Here is a 21,221-nt window from a genome sequence, read left to right as displayed (position 1 = left end):
TGATTTAGGCGGCTAAATTGATGACCAAAATAAATCCATTGCATTTTATACTACTCATGCGTTAATTTTATTTAGGGATATTACGCAAATGAGGTGGTTATTGCTGGGGTTGAGGGTAGGGGTAATTGCAGGAGTATGTAGAAATGAAAATAAGTAACATGGAAAATAGCAGTTCTGTGATGATTGCGATCGCTTGGTGTTTAGCTTGGGGAGATGAGCGAAAACCTAAGTTTGATTTGGCAATATTACAGAAAATGCGACAGGCTTTGAAGGATGGGGAAGATGTGCCAGAGGAAGTGCGACTCATTGTCGAACAAGTGCAGCAATTGCAAGGCATTGATGAAGATTACTTTCCAAAAAGTCTAGATGACTTAAAGACTAATTATCCTGCTTTATGGAATCAGACTAACCGTATTGGCTTAGTTTATGGTGGTGCAACTAAGATTAAACAATATGTATTTGAGTCATCTAAAATTCAATATATTCGTGGTGCTTCTGCCTTATTAGATCGTATAAACCTGATTGATTTACCTGCATTCTTTAATAAAAATCCTAAGTCAAACCAGTATGCAATTCAGTGGAATGAAGTCAGAAAATGGCTGGATGACACTATTACCAGTGATTACAAATTCTCCGAAGCACTAATTCCAGAACTTATTATTTATTCAACAGGCGGTCATATTTTGGCATTTTGTCCAGTTGCATTTGTTGATGATTTAGCGAATGCAATTGAAAAACGCTATACCGAAGAAACTCTAACAGCTAACTCCTGCGCGGTGGGAGATACATTTAGACTGCTAGAAATTCGCTTTGGCTTGCTACAAGAGCCAATTGAAAATACCCTTTGGCTAGATTGGTATCGTCAGAAATATAAAGAACCGCTAGTTCAAGCTTACTTTGGTGATCTGGAGAAGAATCTAGAGAATTCTCAAACAGAAAGATGTAATAATTTAGCCGTGTCTGTTGAGGATGCTTTTGCAGACCGCAAAAGTTTTAATGAACTCACAACAAAATTAACAATTATATTTAACCAACGTCGCAGTGGTCATGACTTTTATAGTCGTCCTAGTCGTCGTAATCCTCCCATGTTTGAAACGCATCCTTACTTAATGCGTGATGAGGGAGAACGTAGGTCTGCGGTGATGATTGTCCACCCGCCAGACCTCCCTAGAGAATCGCATTTTTCTGAAGCTTCGGCTCGAAAACATTTAGTTGGTTACAGAGCAAAAAAAGGAAAGCCAGCACAGCCTAAATGGTACGACGACTCTCAATTGACGTGGAAAAGTATCAGAGTTGAAGGCTGGTTGGATAAATTCAAGTCATTTCTTCAAAAAAATCCTAGTCTAGAACAGAAATATTATGCAGGTTTTGAACCTGATGAAATTGAAATTCCCCAAACTCTAAGCCATATTGCTAATGCTAGTAAAGGTTTTGTTGCTTATATCTATGCTGATGGCAATAATATGGGCGGTTATATTCAAAAAATTCGGACTCCACAAAAGTATCAGGAGTTTAGTAGAGATGTAGGATTAGCCACTGAGTATGCGGTTTATCAAGCATTAGCAGATAATCTGCATCCTCACAAATTGCAAAATTTTAATGATGAGGAATCAACACTAGGAAACGGCGCTTTAGTGCATCCTTTTGAAATAATTACCATTGGTGGTGATGATATTATCTTGATTGTACCAGCTAACAAAGCATTGGCGATCACTAAAAATATTGGAGAGAGATTTGAAGAGATTCTCCTCAAAGAAGTGCCATTGGGAGAAAGTGCAGAAAGTGAAAAAATAATTGGTGATTATAAAATCAAGCAAGACAATAAACCAGTTGACTTGAAAAGATGTCATCGTTACAAAGCTACGGAAGCTTCACCTTCTCAATGTCAACTAAGCACCTCAATTGGTATGTTAATTACAGCATACAATACCCCCATATACTACGCCAAAGACTTGACAGAACAGTTACTTAAATCAGCTAAAGACCGTGCCAAAAAGTTAAAAAAAGCTGGATATTGTAGTGGGACAGTAGATTTTTTAACTATGAAATCTGTCACCATGATTTCATCTGATATTAAGGAATTTCGTAGACAGGCATTGATAAAAAACTTAAGACCTAAGTTAAAGCTTTATGCCGCTCCCTACACCTTACATGAATTAGGAGGCTTAATCAGCGTAATAGAAGCTTTGAAAAACGCCAAATTTCCCAAATCACAACTTTACCAAATTCGGAGTTTATTAGAAAGAGGCAAACAAACTGCTATTCTCAACTATCGTTATTTTCGAGTCCGACTCAAGCAAGACAAACAAAATTTGGATTTACAAGAACAGTTTGAAGAAGCTTGGTGTCAGCCGAAAGATTCAAAGAATAAAGGTAATTTAGCGCCGTGGATATATGACGATGGGACACTTGAGTATGACAAATCAGACTATCCACTTTTTGAGACTATTTGGCGAGATGTTGTAGACCTATATGATTTTATCGCTTCACCAGATGATGATCATGATGCAATTGAGGCGCAAACGGCAACTACCGAGACTGAATTATGATCTATCTTCAACAATTATCAAACCCCATCACCTCATATCAAATTACAGCTGTAATTGATACTGCTTTGTGCGTTGGTGCAGGCGGTTCTTCTGGTTCACTTGCAGATAAACCTATTGTCCGTAACTCCGAAGGAAACTTGCTCATTCCTGCTTCTCAACTTAAAGGTCGCCTGCGCCACGAATGCGAAAAAATTGCTAGAGGGTTGCATTGGGCGGTCTGTAACTCTCCCAACCCGCAAACTATGTGTCCCCAAAGAGCAGGTTTAACAGAAAATTTTCAGAGGACACAATATCATGTATCGGGTTATGAAAGTCAGCATCATTGCCTGATTTGTCAAGTATTCGGGAATCCAGTGTTAGCATCCCGTGTAATGTTTGATGACCTAATCTGCACAGAAAACCCAGATAATTTACCAGAAGTACTACGTCCGGGTGTGACAATTAATCGCCGCCGCCACATCGCTGAAGAACAAAAACTCTACTTTCTAGAAACCTCACCAGCAAATGCCCAACTCAAATTTACAGGACATATTCACCTATCTGGTGCGCCCATCTATGCAGGGGCCTTAATTTTAGCTGGACTACGACATATTCATGCTTTGGGTGGTAGTAAATCAGCCGGTTTGGGCTGGCTGCATTGGGAATTTCCTGAATTACCGTTAGAACAAGGGGCGTGGGATTTTTTGGCAAAAGGGGGTGAGTAATGAAACGGATTAATTTGGAAATTAAAGCGTTGTCTCCTTTAGCAATTGGGCGACAGAAGCCGGGTGGTTCTGTGAGTGAAGCCGAAAGCTATATTCCCGGTTCTGTAATTCGAGGTGCGATCGCAGCTGTAATCTTAAAATGGGCTAATACATCTATTAGTGATGGTGACAATTTTCACGAGCTATTTTTAGGTGAAAATCCGGCAATCTTTCAAAATGCTTATTCTGCAAATATTAAAGTTCAATCAGAAGTCAGAGTTTTACCCGTAACAGCCTTAAGTTCCAAAAACAAGCCAGGTTTTAAGTCTAAACCCGATGACCCTAAGCACAACGGTGTTTTTGATACCTTAATTGACCATTTCTGTGCTGAAGGCTTTGGACATCTTTACGATCCCAATTGCCCTGTTGACGGAGGTAGAGTCGATGTTTTCACTAGCTTTTACCAAATTCAGGACAAATATTACAGCAATTCTGCAAGTACCCGCTTGTTAACGCGAGTTGGTATCAATCGACGCAGAGCAACTTCAGAAGAACGGGTTCTTTACAGCCTTGAAGTCTTAAATGAATCCCAAGATCACCAAGATAAACCCGTCATATATACAGGCGGAATATTTGCACCAGATGATTTGGCAGAATCTCTACAAGTTTTTATTGATAATCATCAAGAAGACTTACGTTTAGGTGGTGCAACTTCACGTGGATTAGGAAGAGTCAAAATTACAGCAAAGCTACCTGTAGAAATTAAACCAAGAGTCACCAATCAAATAAAACAGTTCAATGATAAATTACATCAACGCTGGCATGAATGGAAGAATATCTTTGGTAATCCGATAAAAGATTTGCCAAAAAATCGGGTATATTTCACCCTTGATTTACAAGCCGATACTATTCTTTCTGAAAACTGGCGACGCACTACTGTAATTTCACCAGAAATGCTTCAAGAATTAACAGGCGTTACTGATTCTTCCCTAGAACTTCACGCTGCTTATAACAGCTATGACTATCGTTCTGGCTGGAATTCTGCTTGGGGACTAATGAAAGATGTGGAGTTAGTTACCAATAAAGGGTCTGTATATTTATTCAGCACCTCTCACGAAGATTTATGGATAAAAGCGTTGGAAGATTTAGAAGTCAAAGGAATAGGCGATCGCACTTGTGAAGGCTTTGGACAAGTGGAGGTTTGTAATGAGTTTCATAATGTATTTAGGGAGAATGCTAAATGACTGAACAATTAGATCCACAAAAACAACTCCAGGTTAAAAAGGGTATTGATCAGGCTGAAGATGATCTAGTTACCTGGATTCAGAATGCTTTAGATAAAACAAAATATGGGGATTTAGAAGAATCTCAATTTCGTAACTTAGTGCGTGTATCTGATACTACTGAAAGTGCAGAAGTGATTAAAAACTTTATCCGCTATCAAGTCGGACGAGATAAAAAATGGGGAAGAGGTAAAGAATCTTTAGCTGAAAAAATAATTGAAGATATTGATGGCAGTATCAAGAAAAATGCTCAAATAATTGCCGAGTGTTGTCAAACAGACTTTAAACCGATTTGGTTAGAAATGATTCGTCGTTATTTAGGTTATGGCGCACGTCATTTGAAGTATAAGCGCGATGGTGCAGCATAATTGCAATACCTTGCTTATATGGCAGAAAAATTATTTTTTTAACTTTCAGGTATAAAACCATGAAAACACGCTTATTGGTACAGTCAGTCCTAGTCTATTTAATAATCTGAAGTATGCAGAAGATTCAATTAAGTAATTATTTGAGTATAAGAACTGAATCAGGGCGAAATAAAGCAGAAACAAATACTATAGCCTTGCATCTACACAAAGAATTTGCAGAAAATAATTAATTAAACTATGTTTGACATTTTCAAAAATCGCCTAGAAATCACAGGTAAACTCACCACAATTACAGCATTACGCATCAGTGCAGGGCGCTCTAGTGAACCGATAGGATCTGATTTACCTGTTATTAAAGATGCCTTGGGTAATCCCTTAATACCGGGTTCTAGCTTTAAAGGAGCATTGCGATCGCGCCTCGAAAGTTTTCTTCGTAGTATCGTTGGAAATAATCGTAAATTAGTCGCAAACCCTGCAATTGAGGAAGAATGGTCACTTACATCTAATGAACTTAAAAAAATCAAAGGACTTAATTTACAAGAGTTAATAATTCTGCATCAACTTCGGACAACAGAGGATTTTATTAATTTATCTTTGGATAAATTAATTGAATATATTCAAGATAAAAATTTGCTCCCTGAAGATGAAATAAAGAAGCAGATTGTAGAAATAAAAGAACTGAATCTAGAACAATTAATAACCTTGCATCAAGTGTGGAAAACAGAAGATTTCATAAGTTTATATTTTGAGGATGTAATGCAGCATATACAAGCCGGATATTTACTACCAGAAGATAAACTAAATAAATTGAAGGAAAAATACAATAATGACTTTGCTTTAACATCTGTAATTCAGCAAAATACTGACTTAGTTTCTTCTCTCTTTGGTTCACCCTGGATTGCTAGCAAATTCCAAGTACGAGATTTAACAGTGATATCTGATACTTGGTTTGGACAATACCAAGAAAGAGACGGTGTAGCTATCGACCGAGACACCGAAACAGCCGCAGATGGTAAACTTTACGATTTCCAAGTAGTTCCTGCTACTACACAGTTTGAATTTCGGGCTGTGGTAGAAAATGCCGAAGAATGGGAATTGGGACTGTTGATGATTGGGTTACACCAGTTTGAGACAGAACAAATACCTCTAGGTGGGGGGCGATCGCGTGGCTTGGGTGTCGTTAAACTAGAAATTGACAAAATGCGCTGGTTTGATGTCAATAACGATCCAGAAAAATTACTGACATATCTACAAGAATTAGTGAGCAGTAATACAATTGATGACATATCGAGTTATGAAGATGGTAAGCAATCCAAAGAGACTTGGACTCATGCTCTCATCAATCATTTAAGAGACAATATGAATAAAAGTTATACGGTTGAAGCAAGACAAAATTCTTGAAGAGGTTAACATGACTCTCAGTAGTTTTAAAACAATTGGTGAAGTTATCAAAGCATTTCAAGTCACCTATACAGAATCAAGTTTTATCAGTGAAGTTCAGTTCAATATTCCTGATTACTTCCGCGAAGATTTAGAACTGATGATGCGAGATGCTGTCGTTGATAACTCGGAGTTCGCTATTTGTGAAAATCTGATTTATCCCGTACTCAAAGAAATCTGGAAAACCTACCGACATCATTTTCTTTTATGGAGTCACCAATCTTTAAATTATGATGAAAATTTATCTGGCTTTCCTGAATATATTTTAGCTAAACGTTCACCATTGGGTAAAGTTGTCTTTGACAAGCCATACTTTATCTTAATTGAAGCGAAACAAGACAACTTTGAAGCAGGTTGGGCGCAATGTTTAGCAGAAATGATTGCTGCTCAAAGACTAAATGGAGAATATCAAATAGTCATTTTTGGTATTGTTTCCAATGGCGATCGCTGGCAATTTGGCAAGCTAGAAGCAGAAAATTTTACTAGAAACAGCACATATTACACTATTCAAGAAATAGATAAATTATTTGGCGCTGTTAATTTTATCTTCCAACAGTGTGAAGCACAGCTAAATACTTTAGTAGCAGCTTAATCTGTATATTTGCCCAACTAAATCTAGTCATGCACAAAAAATTTGTTAATCACTGCACTATTGATTTCACCCTAATTACAGACGGGCCAATTCTAATTAAATCAGGTAAAGAAGGAGCCGATCCGACTAAGCCTGATATGGAATTTGTAGAAACCTATCATGCTGGCGGACGTTCTATATATTTACCTGGAAGCAGTTTAAAAGGTGCAATTCGCGCTCATGCAGAACGGATTGTGAGAACGGTGGGTAAAGACAGACGCGATCCAAATAATTCAGATATACTTTGGGCTAATGATCCTTTGAGTGATAAGTACGATTATCTCCAGAAAAAATCAGCACCAGAGATTTACAAACTCTCTAGTTTTACAGACCAAATGTTTGGCAATACTTCCATTGCTAGCCGAGTCAGAATTGAAGATGCATATCCTGATAAATCTCAACCTCTCAAAATTGAAGAACGTAATGGCGTAGCAATTGATAGAGTATTTGGTTCTACTGTTCCTGGGGCATTGTTCAATTATCAAGTTTGTACTGCTGGAGAATTTCATACCAAAATTCATTTGAAAAACTTCACCTTGGCACAATTAGGTTTAATTGGTTTAGTGTTGCGAGACTTGGATGATGGCTGGTTTGGTTTAGGTTTTGCCAAATCTCGCGGCTTAGGTACTGTGCAAGTGAAATTAAACTCAGCCGTAGTGCAATATCCAGGTTGCGTTTTGTCGGAAGATAAACAACAAATTAATGCTCTCGGTAGTCAAAAGCAATGGAATAAGACTTTTCTTTTAGGTGCTGGAGAATTTTTAGAATCAGAAGAAGCAAAATTATATAGTTTCCCCAAACCAGATAGCCAAGATACACCTGTTGCTGCACAAGAAATGGATTTGGGTTTTGGTGTGCAACTCACTTGGCAAGAAGGTACTGTTAATGATTTGTTTGAGCGAGGCGTTAGGTCTTGGAGTAGTCTACTTGTGGGGTCAAAATGAATCCTTTTGTTGGTGTTAGCACAAAATTTTTATCAGTACCTGAATTGCTAGATTTAATCAAAAAATTGGCAACTGAACCTAGCTATTATTTTTTACGCTGGACTCATAAAGTTAGTAAAGATTGGGAAGTAGCACCCACAGAAACTGACTTTCCCATGATTGAGGGGCAAATGTTTAATCAAAATTCTGAACTGAGATGGAAGCAAAAACGCAGGGATAGTTATGAAGTGCTGCTTTTGAGTGTAGCTGGTGAATATCCTGATTTTGAAAGAGTAGGTGAGGATTGGCAAACTCAAGACCGAGATGCTCATTTATATTCCCATACTGAAACCCGTTTTCCTAAAGGTTTTCCCTCTAAAAAATTGGATATAGCCCAGCGCTATTTCATCGATAAAAAAACGACAACGGTACACTTTGTAGCTCTCACAGTTGGAAAATAAACATGACTGGTAATCGTCCTCAAAGACCTCAGCCACCAAGTAGACCTAACCGTTCTAGTGGTGGAGGTTCATCGCCTGAACTTGCACCCAAACCTTATGAATTTGTCTCTTTTCCCAAAGAACGCCCTAACTTACAGCGTCCTGCTGGACATCACAAATATTTTAGCGATCGCTTGCATGGCACTTTATATCTTACCCTAAAAGTGCAGACATCCCTCCACGTCTCCACAGGGGTAGTTTTCATGGGTAGCGATATTGGCAACAATCGCATTCCCTTAATCAAAACAATGGCACAGGGTATTGACCAAAAGCTCTCAATTCAAGGTAGTTCCCTTAAAGGCTGCATCAGGTCTGTGTATGAGGCAATTACTAACAGTACTTTAGCAGTAATTACTAATAAGTATAGAAGTCAAATCCCTACCGAACGTTTACCTTGTCGCAACAAAGAACAACTTTGCCCAGCTAGTCGAGTATTTGGTGCATTAGATTGGCAAGGTTTGCTTGATTTCAACGATGCTAAATGTGAAAATATGGGCTTTTCTACAGGATTTATGCCTTCCTTGTATCGCCCCCGCCCAGATGAAAGTAGTGCATACTTTATTCAAGATAGAGTTGCAGGACGAAAATTTTACTACAACACAATTAGAGCAATTGATAAAGGGCAAAATTCTGGTATTCCTGTACAGCAAGCGGGAAGAGAATATATCTTCAAAACTAAATTAAATTTCAAGAATTTGCTACCAGAAGAGTTAGGAACTTTGTTAATTGTCTTAGGACAAGATTCTAAGTGTCCTATTGCTTTAAAAGTAGGTGGCGGTAAACCGATTGGGATGGGAACTATGACAGTAAGTATAGACAAAATTGCCCGATCGCAAAGTCTGCAAAAGCGATATTCTGCTTATCATCTGAATGAGTTTGATGAGTTAATGGGGGATGCTTTGCAACAGTTTATGCAAACACAAATCAAAGCAGCTTACTCGCGCCTGATTCAGCAACCCCAACTAGACGAACTTAAAGCTGTGCTACGCTACCCAAGCGATCGCGAACCCCCATCTGGAATGTATTAATTATGACTATAGTTGAATTTACCTCGGAAACTCTAACAGATGCACAGTGGGAAATTGCCCATGCGATCGCTCAAACGTTGGTAAAAGAAAATACAGATGTTAACGAATTGGGAAAAACAGTTGCTTATCTCCGTGCATCTATTCACCAACCAGATGCTACTTCCAGGTTTTTCAAATATCTGAAAACCTTAGTGAGTAATGGTAAACAAATTGGGCACAGTGGTAGAACCCCAGATTATTACCGCAGTATCGATAAAGCTTGTAGTGATTATCTCAAAAATATTCAAGATGCCTACACAATACTCCAAATTTTAGGCTGGGTATCTCGTTTGATGCGTTACTACAAAGATGCAGGGCCAATTGGAGAAATTCCAACTCCTAGCACAGCTACTTTTGAGTCACCCCGCCAAGCGGAAATTAGCAAAGTTGCTAAATCCCAAAATTTTAAGGTTGACCAGATATTAGAGGCAACAGTGACCAAAATAAATGGTAATAAGGTCACTTATGAAATTTTGGGGACAATTAAGCTAACTGAGAAAGAACCGAAGAAAGCTAGTTTGCTTCAAGAAGGGCAGACAGTTCAGGTGAAAATCGTATCTCTCAAGGACGATGGGAGTATTAAAAGCGTCAAATGTGTTGATTTATGAAGAGTTTTTTGCAACTGAGTTTACCTCAAGTCATACAACATAATTTTGACTTTTTGCATCCCTCATCCCCGTAAGGGGACGAAAATAATTAGATTAACGCACCTTCTTCCCCTAGAGGGGATGGAAGTTGATACAATATTTGACATCATTTGCATAGCAATCAGCGATGCCAAAAGCAGCTATATCCACTAGGCGCAAAACCGAGACACAGCCAGAGTCTCTTCCCACATGGGCAGATGACACTGAACTGGTGGGATTGGTGTTTGAACTTGAGCCAACCACTTCCACTTCCCTCTACTCCCAGTACACAATTGGACTCCATGCCTGGTTTCTTGACCAAGTAAGGCAATTCAATCCAGAACTTTCTGCATATCTCCATGACGGAGAGTCAGAAAAGCCCTTCAATATTTCGGCGCTGGAAGGCCAACTCCTCGCCAGTGGAAGACAACTGCAATTGGAAGCCAAGCAAATTTACCGCTGGCACGTTAATGCTTTGTCTCCAAGAGTGGTGCAGTTTCTCAAACAATGGTTAACCCAACTGCCCCAAATTCTGGACTTAAGAGGTGCTCCCCTGCAAATAAAACAGGTGAGTATCGCCCATCCACCCACTACCTACGCGCAATTATTGCAGTCACAGCCAGAGAAACCCTCTAACGTCAACTTCAGCTTTGTCTCGCCTACCAGCTTTCGCCGCAAGGGTCATCATTTCCCCCTGCCGGTGCCAGTAAATCTCTTTCACAGCTATCTGCGTCGCTGGAATGACTTTTCAGGAATCCCAATCGCACAAGAAGCTTTTCTCGATTGGATAGATGAAGGGGTAATTATCCATCAGCATCGCTTGGAGTCGGTGAAGGTGGCGGCTGGCAAGCGGGGTTCGGTAACTGGATTCACAGGGGCAATGTCTTGTAGTTTGACTAAGGCGGCTTTAGCAAATTCTGAGTTTACCGAGTTGTTTTATGCTTTGGCTCGACTGGCTCCCTACTGTGGTACGGGACACAAAACTACTTTTGGATTGGGACAAACTCGCTTAGATTGGGTGGAACCAGAGATAAACTTACCGACTCAGGTGCTAACAAATCTGCTGGGAGAACGCATTGATGAGTTGACAGCAGTATTCACCGCACAACGAAAACGCACAGGAGGCGATCGCACTGATAAAATTGCTTCTACTTGGGCAACTATCTTAGCACGCAGAGAGATGGGAGAATCATTGCAGGTTATATCCCAAGATTTAGAGATGCCCTATGCTACTGTGAAAACTTACGTAAAGTTAGCCCGTCGGGCGCTCAAGGATAATGTCAATCAATGAAGGGGATTGGTTGCGATTGAGAAGAATATAAATTTCCGTTGAATAAGCCAAGCAAAAAATGTGCCCATTTATACAACAAAGCAGTAATGATTGTTATAGGCTTTAAAAGCCCTTTACTTTTATACTTTTGGCGAAACTTCACCGCCAAAAAAGCACCAGAGCGATAGGAAATTACCTGTGACCAAATGCGATTGATACTTATCAAACGTTAATCTGGTTAAGTTGAACATATTCCTGTCAGCAGCATAGGTGACTTCCTACGCCCTGGTTATCTCTTTTAATTATTTTAGGTAAAGGGAACTAACGTAATAGCCAATACCACCCAGAACCTTTACGGGTTAGCCAAGAGTCGTCAAAGTCAGCATGATTATCATCTAAGTAGGGATGATAGGCGGGGACATCAGAAAAATCTGAGTCGTTTTGAGAGCGAATCCTGAAATTGCGACAACTTCCCTCTACTTCAATGATAACAGTGTGATTGCGATCGCTAGGAGTAGGTTGCAGGATGCTATCTCTAATACTTTGTCGTTTCCTATCTATGTAAAGACAACGCACTCTTACCAATGAGTTTTCATTAGGATTATCTAGCAAATAGGGAAGGATTTGAGAGTCATGAATTGTGCGAGAAGGATTGGCAGTTTGTGCGCTTGCCAAAGATGTTATGGACAAAAACATGGTTGTAGTCAGGATAATAATTTTCCCTCTTAGCCTGTTTTTCATAGTTTCTCCTAACGGCTAAAGAAAGCAATTGTTTGTTGTCCTTTGACTCCTGAATTTTTATTCAGTAACAGCTTATTTATTTTCCAACAGTTGATTGACTTGCTGTCCCCGACGACCAGTTTTTATTTCATAGCGCTGGGTGAGGTTATCTTCGTAATTCATATCTCTCGCAGCGGCGGAGTTAACAAAAGCATCGCAATTCCTGCCTTGAACAACTGTTGAAGAACTACTACTATTTTCCTCTGTGCGGTTGCTGCTTTGATCGCGGGAATTACTATTATTTTTACTACCTTGGCTAGAACCACTACCGCTAGCACCAATACCCAAAAAGCTAAAACCCCCACCACCACCGTCATTGTGGCTTTCGGCAGAACTGGAACGAGTATTGCTAGAGTTTACCAAGGCAAGTTTGCTAGAACTGCTGCGGGTGCTATTACCCAAGCCAACATCACTGCACAAAGCGCGGGGGTCATTTGCTAGTGTTTTTGGGTCAACCCAAGATTGATGGTCGCCTAATCCTTGAATTTCAGTATTACCAACTGGATTGCTAGGTGAGCCAGGAGTTGGAGTCCTAGGAATTGCATTCCCTACAGCAGCTCCGGGGGTAATAGTAACTGGTTTGAAGATACCAGTTGACTTAACATCAAAAGGCCCGGCGAAAGCCGGTAATGTACTAGTTAGAAGTGCGGTAGCTGTTAGCAAAGAACTAGTTAGGTGACGGAATTTCATGGTCATTTTCCTAATGTTTAAGTGTTAGTGTGTTTTGGGTTTTAACCCCTTCACTTACCTAATAGGTTGACCTTTATTTGTTTATGCACCCTTGACCAAAATTTTTTAACTATTGCTACAGCGGTTCTCTTTCACGTGAGGTACACTGCCCCTACACTTTTTCACAAAGCATCAGTGCGATATACCGATTCAATCAACTCCTCAACTTCTTCTTCGTCCAGACATTGTTTCACCTGGGTGTTGAACCACTTCATTTCTTCCGGTTCTGTGTCCTCGATTTGGTAAACCAGCAATGTTCCTGCAACGCGTGCAAGAGTAAGCGGTGATGGGGAAATGTGGCTCAGGAGATCACACGCATTCTGGTATATTTCAATGACTGATGCTTCGTACAAAGGAGATCCCAACTAGGCTGTTGACTTTGGCTATTTTTTGGAAAATTCCCGAAAAATTATTTGTGCTGGTTTTTGCTTGTGTGAAAGCGCCTGCAACAGAATTTTTACGCCAAAACAAAAAACACAGATTTTGCATGAAGTCTTGTGGGCTAAAGGGTACACCCAACTAAGTGGAAAGCTGTTTTAGGTTCTTCTGAATAGATGAATGGAAGCCTGAATCTTCGAGATAGAGAGGGTTACTCATGATTTTTATTCAAATGCGTTTACGTAGCATAGCGTGTCGCTCTGCGACTGAGTGACTCTGTATATGTATCGCACTTGTTTTTCTCGCTGCTATCGTACTTTAAAATCTCTCAATTTTTCTGGAATCAACATTTATAGAGATGTAGTCATTATCAGACAAATGACTATAAGTAACCGGGTAAGATGAGCAATGGTACAGAAAGTTACGCTAAGGCTGAAACCCTTGCTGCATAAACACTCTACACACAAATATTTTTGATCTTCAATCATTGCGTCTAGCGCCATGCTTAAAGTATCAATTAACAACCTATACTTTGTTTGGTACAGCTTTTTTTAACAGCACAGCAAAGGTTTGAGGCGACTAAATTTCGGAGGCTTCAATTGGTACAGGTTTTTTCGTGGCGCAGTATTGAAAGTAGCTTATCAAGTCCTTAGCGTAACTTTCGGTATCAATGCTCATTTCACCCCGAACTCAAGCATGGAAGGATTTTTTCGGGTTTTTAAAGACTAAAAATACCAAAAAGTCGCCGATTGACAAGAACATCGTTTAGCTTTAGCCACAAGCATCATTGTTATTTACATATTTTCCTTATGTCTCTACCCGTCTTCATTGCCAGAATCAGTAAAATCAGTCGTACACTCTCCTCTGTGAGCCTGTTGCTGTGCTGCTTACTGGCCAGTTTCACACCCTTCCCCGTCAAGGCGGAAAGCATGGAATTTGAGTTATTGCGCCAGAAGATGATTGAGAACGGAACAATTCGAGTTTCAGCCTATCTGACCAGTCAAGGGGACGTTTCGCAAGAGAGATTGATAAATGAGATTGAGGCTTACACTAGCAAATATCAAGACAACATAAAACAGGTCTTCGAGAGTAAAAATCCTGAGATTAAACTGCCTGCGCTCTATGAGGAGGAAATTACAAAAATTAAACCGCTCCTTGAAAAATACAGTTTTTACGAGGGTTTAACCTTTGGTCAGTTTAGTGACACTGTTAGTTTTTACACTGATAATATTGATGAATTAAAGGAGCTGTATTATTCTGGTCTACTCTACGACATTAAATATGAGGAAGGAAATGATCCGCACATTGGGCAAAGTGTGTTGCAATCAGTAAATGCTCCAGCCAGTTGGAAAAGAAATGTAAATGATGTCTCAAGCCCTGATACTGGAATTGATGGCCGAGGAAATGGGCAGCTAGTCGCTATCTTGGACACCGGAACAGACAATAACCATGTTTTTATGCCCAATAAGGTGAAACTGGAAGCTTGCTATGAGACGCTAGATTATTTCGTTATTTTCTGGGGTTTGCGTTGTGCGGGCGGTACAAGTGGCAGAAACAGTGCCGCTCCTTGTACAATTGCGTTGCCTTCGCAATGCTATCACGGAACTTGGACAGCTGGTATTGCCGCAGGTCTTGCCAACAAAAAAGCCATATCTACCAATGGCATAGCTCCCGGTAGTGATATTTTTGCCATCAATATTTTCTCAAAGGTCAGTAACCCAGCAATTTGCGCTCCTAAAGGCAGTCAAAATCCGCTTCCTGCTCCCTGTATCAAGAATTTTGACCAGCAGACGCAAGATGCCCTGAATTTGTTATTTGCTTACACTTTTGCCCGCAATAAGGGTATTTTAAGTTCTGAGGTAACTCAACCGCTTGGGGCGATAAATATAAGTTTTGGACGCAGGAATTACACAAGCTACTGCGACAAGGAGTCTCCCCAGATTACCGCCTCTGTTCGGGCTTTGAAAAAGTTTAATGTTCCGGTTGTAGCTTCCGCAGGAAATGATGCCCTTTACGGTGTTGCTTTTCCGGCTTGTATTCGGGACGTGATTGCAGTGAGCGGTTCTAATGCCGATACTGCGATTGATAAGATTGATAAATACAGCAAGACACAGGCCCAGGAAGGAATGACTGACCTGTTTGCTCCCGGCAGTGAAAACGTTATCATCTCTTCTGACCCTGGTAATAAATTCAATATCAGGGAAGGAACTTCCGCCTCTAGTCCAATGGTAGCGGCTGCAATGGCTATGCTGGCTAATATTTTTCCAAGCTTTTCAGTTGATCAAAGACTCAAGGTTTTGCAAGATACGGCCGTGCCTTTTAAATACAACATCAATGACGGAACGCTGCGAGGCAGGCAGGAAACAGGTAGAAGAATGAGATTATGTCAGGATTATATTGAAGTAAACAGCACTTGGCAATGCAGTAATAAATAAGCTGATTCTGAGTTTTCAACTAAGAGAAATCCCTATTGTTATTTCAAAAATAGGGATTTAAATTAAAACAATTTCCTGCTCTTGCGCTACTTTTATGGTGAATTAATACTAAAGTGCCAGTTTAATAAACTGCGTAGTCTAAAATTACTAAAGTTACGAAAGCCATATCCAAGTCTTTTAATTAACTTCAGCTTATTATTAATTCCTTCTACAGTACCAATACCTTCGCCAAAATAAGAGTATGAAGAGAGAGGGCGCTCTGTAGTAGAGTTATTGTCTCTGACAACGACAACTCAAAAACCACTATATGCGCCCATGCCAGATATCTTATCACTGTTACAATGCTTGCTACCGCAGATCAACGCTACGACGATGCGCCGAATGAATCAAATAATCCTGGCTATGTTAGCGATAAGCGGAGAGTGACGATGTTAGAAATCTCTCGTTGGACAAGCACTGGTGGTAGTTACCCTTCAATGTTGAGATTCTTTCATACAGTAATACCTTGGGCGACGTTATTTTGGCTATTTTTCCGCAAGCATTTGTTCCGTGCGAATGAAGTATATTTGCTTGCAGGATGATGAAGTAGTATTGAATCCTCGTAAATTGGCAGAGGTATTGCTTATCTGAACTGTATTGGGATTAATGTTACTTTTTCCCTAGAATTGGGATTAATAGGATGATAATTTTCATGTTTTACCCAAAACTATGCAGTATCCTCTGGAGCTAACCTTTAAATTCTGGGCTTTAGCACCACAAATGTCTGTTGTTGATGCTCAAGGTAATTTGGCTTTCTATGTCAAACAGAAACTCTTCAAGCTCAAGGAAGCAATTACAATTTTTGCTGATGCTGAACAAAGTCGTCCTATATACTACATCAAAGCAGATCGCATTATTGACTTCTCGGCACGCTATAACTTTACCGATAGCAACGGTACTTACATTGGTTCAGTAAAACGACGCGGATTAAAATCTCTTTGGCGTGCGCGTTATGACATTTTTGATGGCGACACGACTGTTTTGAACATCCAGGAGAAAAATCCGTGGGTGAAAATTGCTGATGCTCTCTTTGCAGAAATCCCAATTGTGGGTATGTTCACTGGTTATGTTTTTAATCCAGTCTACTTGGTTAGCCGAGCTGATGGCACGATTGTGATGCGTTTGGAGAAAATCCCCACTTTCCTCTCCAGAAAATTTATCATCAAAGCTGTGGATCAACTCAGCGATCGCCAAGAGCAGCAAATTTTGATAAGCTTGATGATGATGCTACTGCTAGAACGAAACCGTGGCTAATCCGACTAAAAGCTGAAGCATGAAGGCACACCACTGAACCTCTACTCAGGTCAGTGGTGGTAGTTTATGCTTTACACTTCAAACAGCTTTAGTCTAACCAATTAATTTCTGCCAGCTAGCAGGCCCGATAATACCATCGGCATCTAAACCATTTTGCTTCTGAAAGTTCTTAACTGCAACCTCTGTTTGCGGGCCATAGACGCCATCATTATCAACTCCTAAACGGTATTGCAAGTATCTGACAACTGCACCACCAGCATGGTTTGGTCGGATAATTCGTTTTGCCAAAATTAGATTGATAGCATTCCATGTAGTTGTATCAGCAACTCCAGTCGCCTGAACTCCAACAATTGTCTGAAATTTTTCTGTGGCGGATTTGGTGTTAGCCCCAATGAAGCCATCTTCTACTAAAACCTTACCATTTCTATCAGTTATTTTGAATCTATTTAAGGCTTTTTGCAGTCTGAGAATAGTTTCATCTACATTATCTTCTTCATCTTGTACAGGGGGAACAGGAGCACTTGGCAATTTACCAGTTAAGCCTTTAACAATTGCATTGGCCATTGTTTCTGGATTAAAAAGATTCATATCTTTTTGCGAATCAATGAAGCAACATTCTACAAGAATCGCAGGCATATTTGTATTTTTCAGGACATACAAGTGGGAACCACTCTTAACACCGCGATTAAAAAATCCCAACTTGACGATTTCATCTAATACAGGTTTAGCGATTTTTCTCCCATTTTCGCTAGTTGCAAATACTTCTGTGCCATTGGCTTGTCTATTAAAAGCATTAAAATGAATCGAGACGTAAATATCTACTCTGCTGGCATTAGCTGTAGAACATCTTTTTGAGAGTGATTCGGTTACTGTTCTAGCACTACTTGGTTTACATACTACAACTTCATGTCCTAAAGCTCTTAACTTAGCTATAACTCTATTACCTACATCTAGAGTTAAATTATCCTCAACTTTGATTCCTCTAGCTCCTGTGTCTGGTGGACAATTGTGCCCACTATCAATTCCAAATTTCATGATTTCATCCTCAAGTTACTTGTTTTTACACTAGTTCAAAACTTTTCTAACATATCCAGATAAAGTTTTGTTAATAAATTAATTGAGGTACTTGTTAGCAATGTCTATATACTTATTAAGCATTATTACGCTAGTAGGCAAAATAAGTTTTTGTGCAAATATGAACAGCAAATTTTATGTGCTAAAATCCACTAATTTAAAAATAGATTATAAACAAAAATACAACTATTATAATTTATCAAATCGTGAATAATCCGTTAACTTTTGCAAAAAATTGAAATGCAGTAATTGCCTCCGTTATTCAGATAATAACGCTTTGTAAAAGTAGAAAGCCATGACAAATGTACTTAGTAACCTGTGGCGGAACTTTGTCTAGGGCTTAAGCCCCTTATTAAGTCCCAAGTCTTGTTAATTGAGATGGTGCATAGGTTTTCGCTGTGCTGTAGTAGTTCGATGCCCAAATCCCTAGACCGAACGCACCCTTTGATGTGAACGTGGGCTGATAAAGTCGTAAACTATTTACAGACTCTACCCTGGGCTTTTTGTTAACCCTGAGCAGCTTAACACATAATGCTTTACAGTATTAACTAATACCTGATGGCTTCTAGACATCTGCGGGAGATTAATCAGATAAACTGCTCAAGAAACGAGGCTCAACATGGGATCTTTAAATTTTGTGAAGTTACTGGAGAATTCCATCAATGAACCCGGTTTAGGGTGGACTCTCTGCTTTATAGGGGAAGATCAATCTAACAAACTTGCAGAACTCACGCAGGAATTGAGAGGAGAATTTTCTACCACAGGCGATGGAAAAGAGATTTTATCTGGTTTTTCCTATTGGGGAATAGGCCCAACGATCGCATGGGATCATGCTTGCAATGATCGATTCTATCTCGTGATGAAAGAGAGTATAGAGTCTTTTAGATATCGGTGGCATCAAATTCATTCTAATAATATCAGAGATCAGAAATATCATTATGTAAGTTTAGGTGTCGGCACAGGTGAAAAAGACCAAAATATTTTAAGTTTATTGCTCAACACAAATTCCGATTTACTCTATTTTCCAGTTGATATGAGTTCGGAGATGTTAAGGCTAGGTGTGCAACGGGCAACTCGAAGTTCGCAATTGCAAGGTAGTCATGTGCTGCCAATTCAAGTTGACTTTTCAATCGAGAGAAATGTTGACGAACTGCGAAAACTACTAGATAAAGTCATCAATGATAGTCCTGTACTATTTTCTCTATTGGGAAACACATTAGCTAATTTTCAAAGAGATACAGAACTGCTGGAAAGTCTTTCTAAGTTAATGCGACCTGAGGATAGGCTACTCCTAGAAGTAGCAACCACTGAAGATTTAAGCGAAGAAGCAGCACAAAAGGCAGCGAAAGAGTACGCTAAAACTAGGTCTTTTAAAGAGTTTGTCACAAGTGCATTGCTGCAAAACACTGATTTACATATCGACTTGAATAGTGTATTTTTTGATGGTTCTATAGAGACTGATAGAGGAATTTTAATAAAAATCCTGTATCGTAATCTCACTGGAAACAAAATTGAAGTGGTGTTACCTGACCGGTCAGTAATGAATTTTGAAGACCAAGATACGATTCGTTTGCTTCTGACTCGGAAATATACTTCTAATGGTATCGATAAAACTATATCAGACAGTAAGCTTGTGCTTGTTGATAGGCTACATACAGTATTGGAACCACGTTTGAAGAATGGATTTGGTATGGATTTAATCTTAGTTGCCCCTGACTCTTCAGGAATTAACAAGAATTCTTCTGTAGCAGATAGTATATGGTCTAAACGGTAAGATGTGATATGAGTATGAAAAACTTAGTGACCTTTATCACATTTTTCCCTTTACTTCTAGGATTTATTCTAGCTGCCGTTTGGTGGACTCAGGGAGGAAGTTTTGAGTCACTACTGACAGGTCTGGGATTATTAACAACAATTACCGGGATTTTTGGCGAACGATGGGCATCAGCTAACGAAAAGAGGATAGAATTTCTGCGTGCTTTACTGAATGAGTGCAGATCAAATGAGGTAATTTTATCTGATAGCCGCTTCAACCCAAACTCGCATAAGCCGGGACGACCAATAGTCTTTCCGCGATTAATTATATCTGTTACCGAAACAGCGATCGCATCTAATGTTTTTGCCGAACGTCAAGATAGAGAGTTGTTTTCGCTTATACATCAATGGCGACATACTGCTAATGAGTTTAACCGGAGATTAGATATTACCGAGTTGCGTACATTCACAAACCTGTCACCACAAGAAATTCGTTCACTATATGAAGCACTACAGGAATCAAAAGAGTTCAATGATGCACTGAATTTGACTCAACACATCACAACTTTTTTGAAATCAAAATATCTAAAAGGCAGCGGTGATAGTGAAGTCCTAACTCCTTCAAGGAACTAATGACCGGAATCTGTGGGTAGATATTTAACAATCAATCTAAAAGCAAGTTTAAAATTTAAGTAAAGAAATATTTCGTAGTTTACAGGCATGAAACGCATCGTCTTGGTTGCTGGGTTTGAATCGTTCAACACGGACTTGTATAGAAAAGCAGCTTTTTTGGCTAACTCTCGCTGTCTTGAGTTGGATATTCGGGTATTTAGCGATCGCGATCTTACCAACAAACGCACCGAGGTAGAAGCAGCACTTGATGGCGCTGATGTGTTTTTCGGCAGCCTCCTATTTGATTATGACCAGGTTGTGTGGTTGCGCGATCGCATTTCCCAAATTCCCATCCGCCTAGTCTTTGAGTCAGCTTTGGAATTGATGAGTTTAACCAAGCTGGGGGACTTTGCCATTGGCGACAAACCCAAAGGAATGCCCAAACCAGTTAAATTCATCCTCGACAAATTTAGCAACGGACGAGAAGAAGATAAACTTGCTGGTTACATCAGCTTCTTAAAAATTGGCCCCAAACTACTGAAATACGTGCCAGTGCAAAAAGTCCAAGACTTACGCAACTGGTTAATTATCTATGGTTACTGGAATGCTGGCGGCCCAGAAAACGTCGCTTCATTATTCTGGACACTAGCAGAAAAATACTTAGATTTAAAAGTCGGCGACATTCCCCCCCTAGTCGAAACCCCCAACATCGGATTACTCCATCCCGACTATCAAGGATTTTTTGAATCCCCCCGCGACTATTTGGAATGGTATAAAACCCATTGTAGAGACGCGATTCATCGCGTCTTCCCAATAGACGCGATG

The 21,221-nt window shown here is 39.7% G+C and carries 20 protein-coding genes and 2 pseudogenes; 17 read left to right on the top strand and 5 right to left on the bottom strand.

What is annotated here, in order from left to right; genetic code table 11:
* The first annotated feature begins 143 nt into the window (after positions 1-143).
* The 11 genes from cas10 (at position 144) to cas6 (ending at position 11,361) form a co-directional block, all read left to right on the top strand.
* Positions 144-2,549 carry a type III-B CRISPR-associated protein Cas10/Cmr2 gene (gene cas10, locus ABF638_RS24565; protein WP_435025543.1) on the top strand — a complete coding sequence of 802 codons (2,406 nt, stop codon included), beginning with the start codon at positions 144-146 and terminating at the stop codon, positions 2,547-2,549.
* Entirely contained in the window at positions 2,546-3,253 is a 708-nt protein-coding gene (locus ABF638_RS24560; protein ID WP_435025542.1) for an RAMP superfamily CRISPR-associated protein, read from the top strand. Before cas10 ends, ABF638_RS24560 begins: the two co-directional genes overlap by 4 nt.
* Positions 3,253-4,476, top strand: a complete 1,224-nt coding sequence (gene csx10 / locus ABF638_RS24555) for a type III-D CRISPR-associated RAMP protein Csx10 (protein WP_435025541.1) — start codon at positions 3,253-3,255, stop codon at positions 4,474-4,476. Before ABF638_RS24560 ends, csx10 begins: the two co-directional genes overlap by 1 nt.
* Positions 4,473-4,883, top strand: coding sequence for a hypothetical protein (locus ABF638_RS24550; protein ID WP_435025540.1), 411 nt, complete (start codon positions 4,473-4,475; stop codon positions 4,881-4,883). The genes csx10 and ABF638_RS24550 overlap by 4 nt, the downstream gene beginning before the upstream one ends.
* Positions 4,884-5,120: 237 nt before the next feature.
* Positions 5,121-6,284, top strand: a complete 1,164-nt coding sequence (gene csx7 / locus ABF638_RS24545) for a type III CRISPR-associated RAMP protein Csx7 (protein ID WP_435025539.1) — start codon at positions 5,121-5,123, stop codon at positions 6,282-6,284.
* Between the two features lie 10 nt (positions 6,285-6,294).
* Positions 6,295-6,915, top strand: a complete 621-nt coding sequence (locus ABF638_RS24540) for a hypothetical protein (RefSeq protein WP_435025538.1) — start codon at positions 6,295-6,297, stop codon at positions 6,913-6,915.
* Between the two features lie 29 nt (positions 6,916-6,944).
* Positions 6,945-7,898, top strand: coding sequence for an RAMP superfamily CRISPR-associated protein (locus ABF638_RS24535; RefSeq protein ID WP_435025537.1), 954 nt, complete (start codon positions 6,945-6,947; stop codon positions 7,896-7,898).
* Entirely contained in the window at positions 7,895-8,338 is a 444-nt protein-coding gene (locus ABF638_RS24530) for a hypothetical protein (RefSeq protein ID WP_435025536.1), read from the top strand. Before ABF638_RS24535 ends, ABF638_RS24530 begins: the two co-directional genes overlap by 4 nt.
* 2 nt (positions 8,339-8,340) lie before the next feature.
* Positions 8,341-9,405, top strand: a complete 1,065-nt coding sequence (locus tag ABF638_RS24525; protein WP_435025535.1) for an RAMP superfamily CRISPR-associated protein — start codon at positions 8,341-8,343, stop codon at positions 9,403-9,405.
* Positions 9,406-9,407: 2 nt separating this feature from the next.
* Complete coding sequence (locus ABF638_RS24520) at positions 9,408-10,052, top strand: hypothetical protein (RefSeq protein WP_435025534.1); 645 nt, start codon at positions 9,408-9,410, stop codon at positions 10,050-10,052.
* A 166-nt stretch (positions 10,053-10,218) separates the two neighbouring features.
* Positions 10,219-11,361, top strand: a complete 1,143-nt coding sequence (gene cas6, locus ABF638_RS24515; RefSeq protein ID WP_435025533.1) for a CRISPR-associated endoribonuclease Cas6 — start codon at positions 10,219-10,221, stop codon at positions 11,359-11,361.
* 300 nt (positions 11,362-11,661) lie between these two features.
* On the opposite strand, the gene ABF638_RS24510 is transcribed toward cas6, so the two are convergent.
* The 3 genes from ABF638_RS24510 to ABF638_RS24500 all read right to left on the bottom strand — a co-directional run bounded on the left by ABF638_RS24510 (position 11,662) and on the right by ABF638_RS24500 (position 13,214).
* A complete protein-coding gene (locus tag ABF638_RS24510) occupies positions 11,662-12,081 on the bottom strand; it encodes a hypothetical protein (RefSeq protein WP_435025532.1) in 420 nt (139 codons plus the stop codon).
* Positions 12,082-12,153: 72 nt separating this feature from the next.
* Entirely contained in the window at positions 12,154-12,810 is a 657-nt protein-coding gene (locus ABF638_RS24505; RefSeq protein ID WP_435025531.1) for a hypothetical protein, read from the bottom strand.
* A 161-nt stretch (positions 12,811-12,971) separates the two neighbouring features.
* Positions 12,972-13,214, bottom strand: coding sequence for a hypothetical protein (locus ABF638_RS24500; RefSeq protein ID WP_435025530.1), 243 nt, complete (start codon positions 13,212-13,214; stop codon positions 12,972-12,974).
* Between the two features lie 942 nt (positions 13,215-14,156).
* Between ABF638_RS24500 and ABF638_RS24495 the strand changes: the two genes are divergently transcribed.
* A complete protein-coding gene (locus ABF638_RS24495) occupies positions 14,157-15,662 on the top strand; it encodes a S8 family serine peptidase (protein WP_435025529.1) in 1,506 nt (501 codons plus the stop codon).
* Positions 15,663-15,754: 92 nt separating this feature from the next.
* Here ABF638_RS24495 and ABF638_RS24490 read toward each other — a convergent pair.
* Positions 15,755-15,880, bottom strand: a pseudogene (locus ABF638_RS24490) (transposase); the annotation flags it as partial.
* Positions 15,881-15,977: 97 nt separating this feature from the next.
* Between ABF638_RS24490 and ABF638_RS24485 the strand changes: the two are divergent.
* Both ABF638_RS24485 and ABF638_RS24480 read left to right on the top strand, forming a co-directional pair.
* A pseudogene (locus ABF638_RS24485) lies at positions 15,978-16,240 on the top strand (transposase); the annotation flags it as partial.
* Positions 16,241-16,370: 130 nt separating this feature from the next.
* Entirely contained in the window at positions 16,371-16,955 is a 585-nt protein-coding gene (locus ABF638_RS24480) for a hypothetical protein (protein ID WP_435025528.1), read from the top strand.
* A gap of 93 nt (positions 16,956-17,048) precedes the next feature.
* On the opposite strand, the gene ABF638_RS24475 is transcribed toward ABF638_RS24480, so the two are convergent.
* On the bottom strand, positions 17,049-17,990 hold the full coding sequence (locus tag ABF638_RS24475) for an N-acetylmuramoyl-L-alanine amidase (protein WP_435025527.1): 942 nt from the start codon (positions 17,988-17,990) through the stop codon (positions 17,049-17,051).
* Between the two features lie 658 nt (positions 17,991-18,648).
* On the opposite strand from ABF638_RS24475, the gene ABF638_RS24470 reads away from it, so the two are divergent.
* From ABF638_RS24470 to ABF638_RS24460, 3 genes are all read left to right on the top strand, one after another.
* Positions 18,649-19,803, top strand: a complete 1,155-nt coding sequence (locus ABF638_RS24470) for an L-histidine N(alpha)-methyltransferase (protein ID WP_412982361.1) — start codon at positions 18,649-18,651, stop codon at positions 19,801-19,803.
* 14 nt (positions 19,804-19,817) lie between these two features.
* Positions 19,818-20,417: a hypothetical protein gene (locus ABF638_RS24465; protein ID WP_435025526.1), complete on the top strand. Its 600-nt coding sequence runs from the start codon at positions 19,818-19,820 to the stop codon at positions 20,415-20,417.
* A gap of 87 nt (positions 20,418-20,504) precedes the next feature.
* Positions 20,505-21,221, top strand: a 717-nt coding sequence (locus ABF638_RS24460) for a DUF3479 domain-containing protein (protein WP_435025525.1), incomplete at its 3' end; no start/stop codon positions are given.

The organism is Nostoc sp. CALU 1950 (assembly GCF_051172895.1).
GTDB classification, from domain to species: Bacteria; Cyanobacteriota; Cyanobacteriia; order Cyanobacteriales; family Nostocaceae; genus Nostoc; species Nostoc edaphicum_A.
This window is presented reverse-complemented; position numbering and strand designations above follow the sequence as displayed.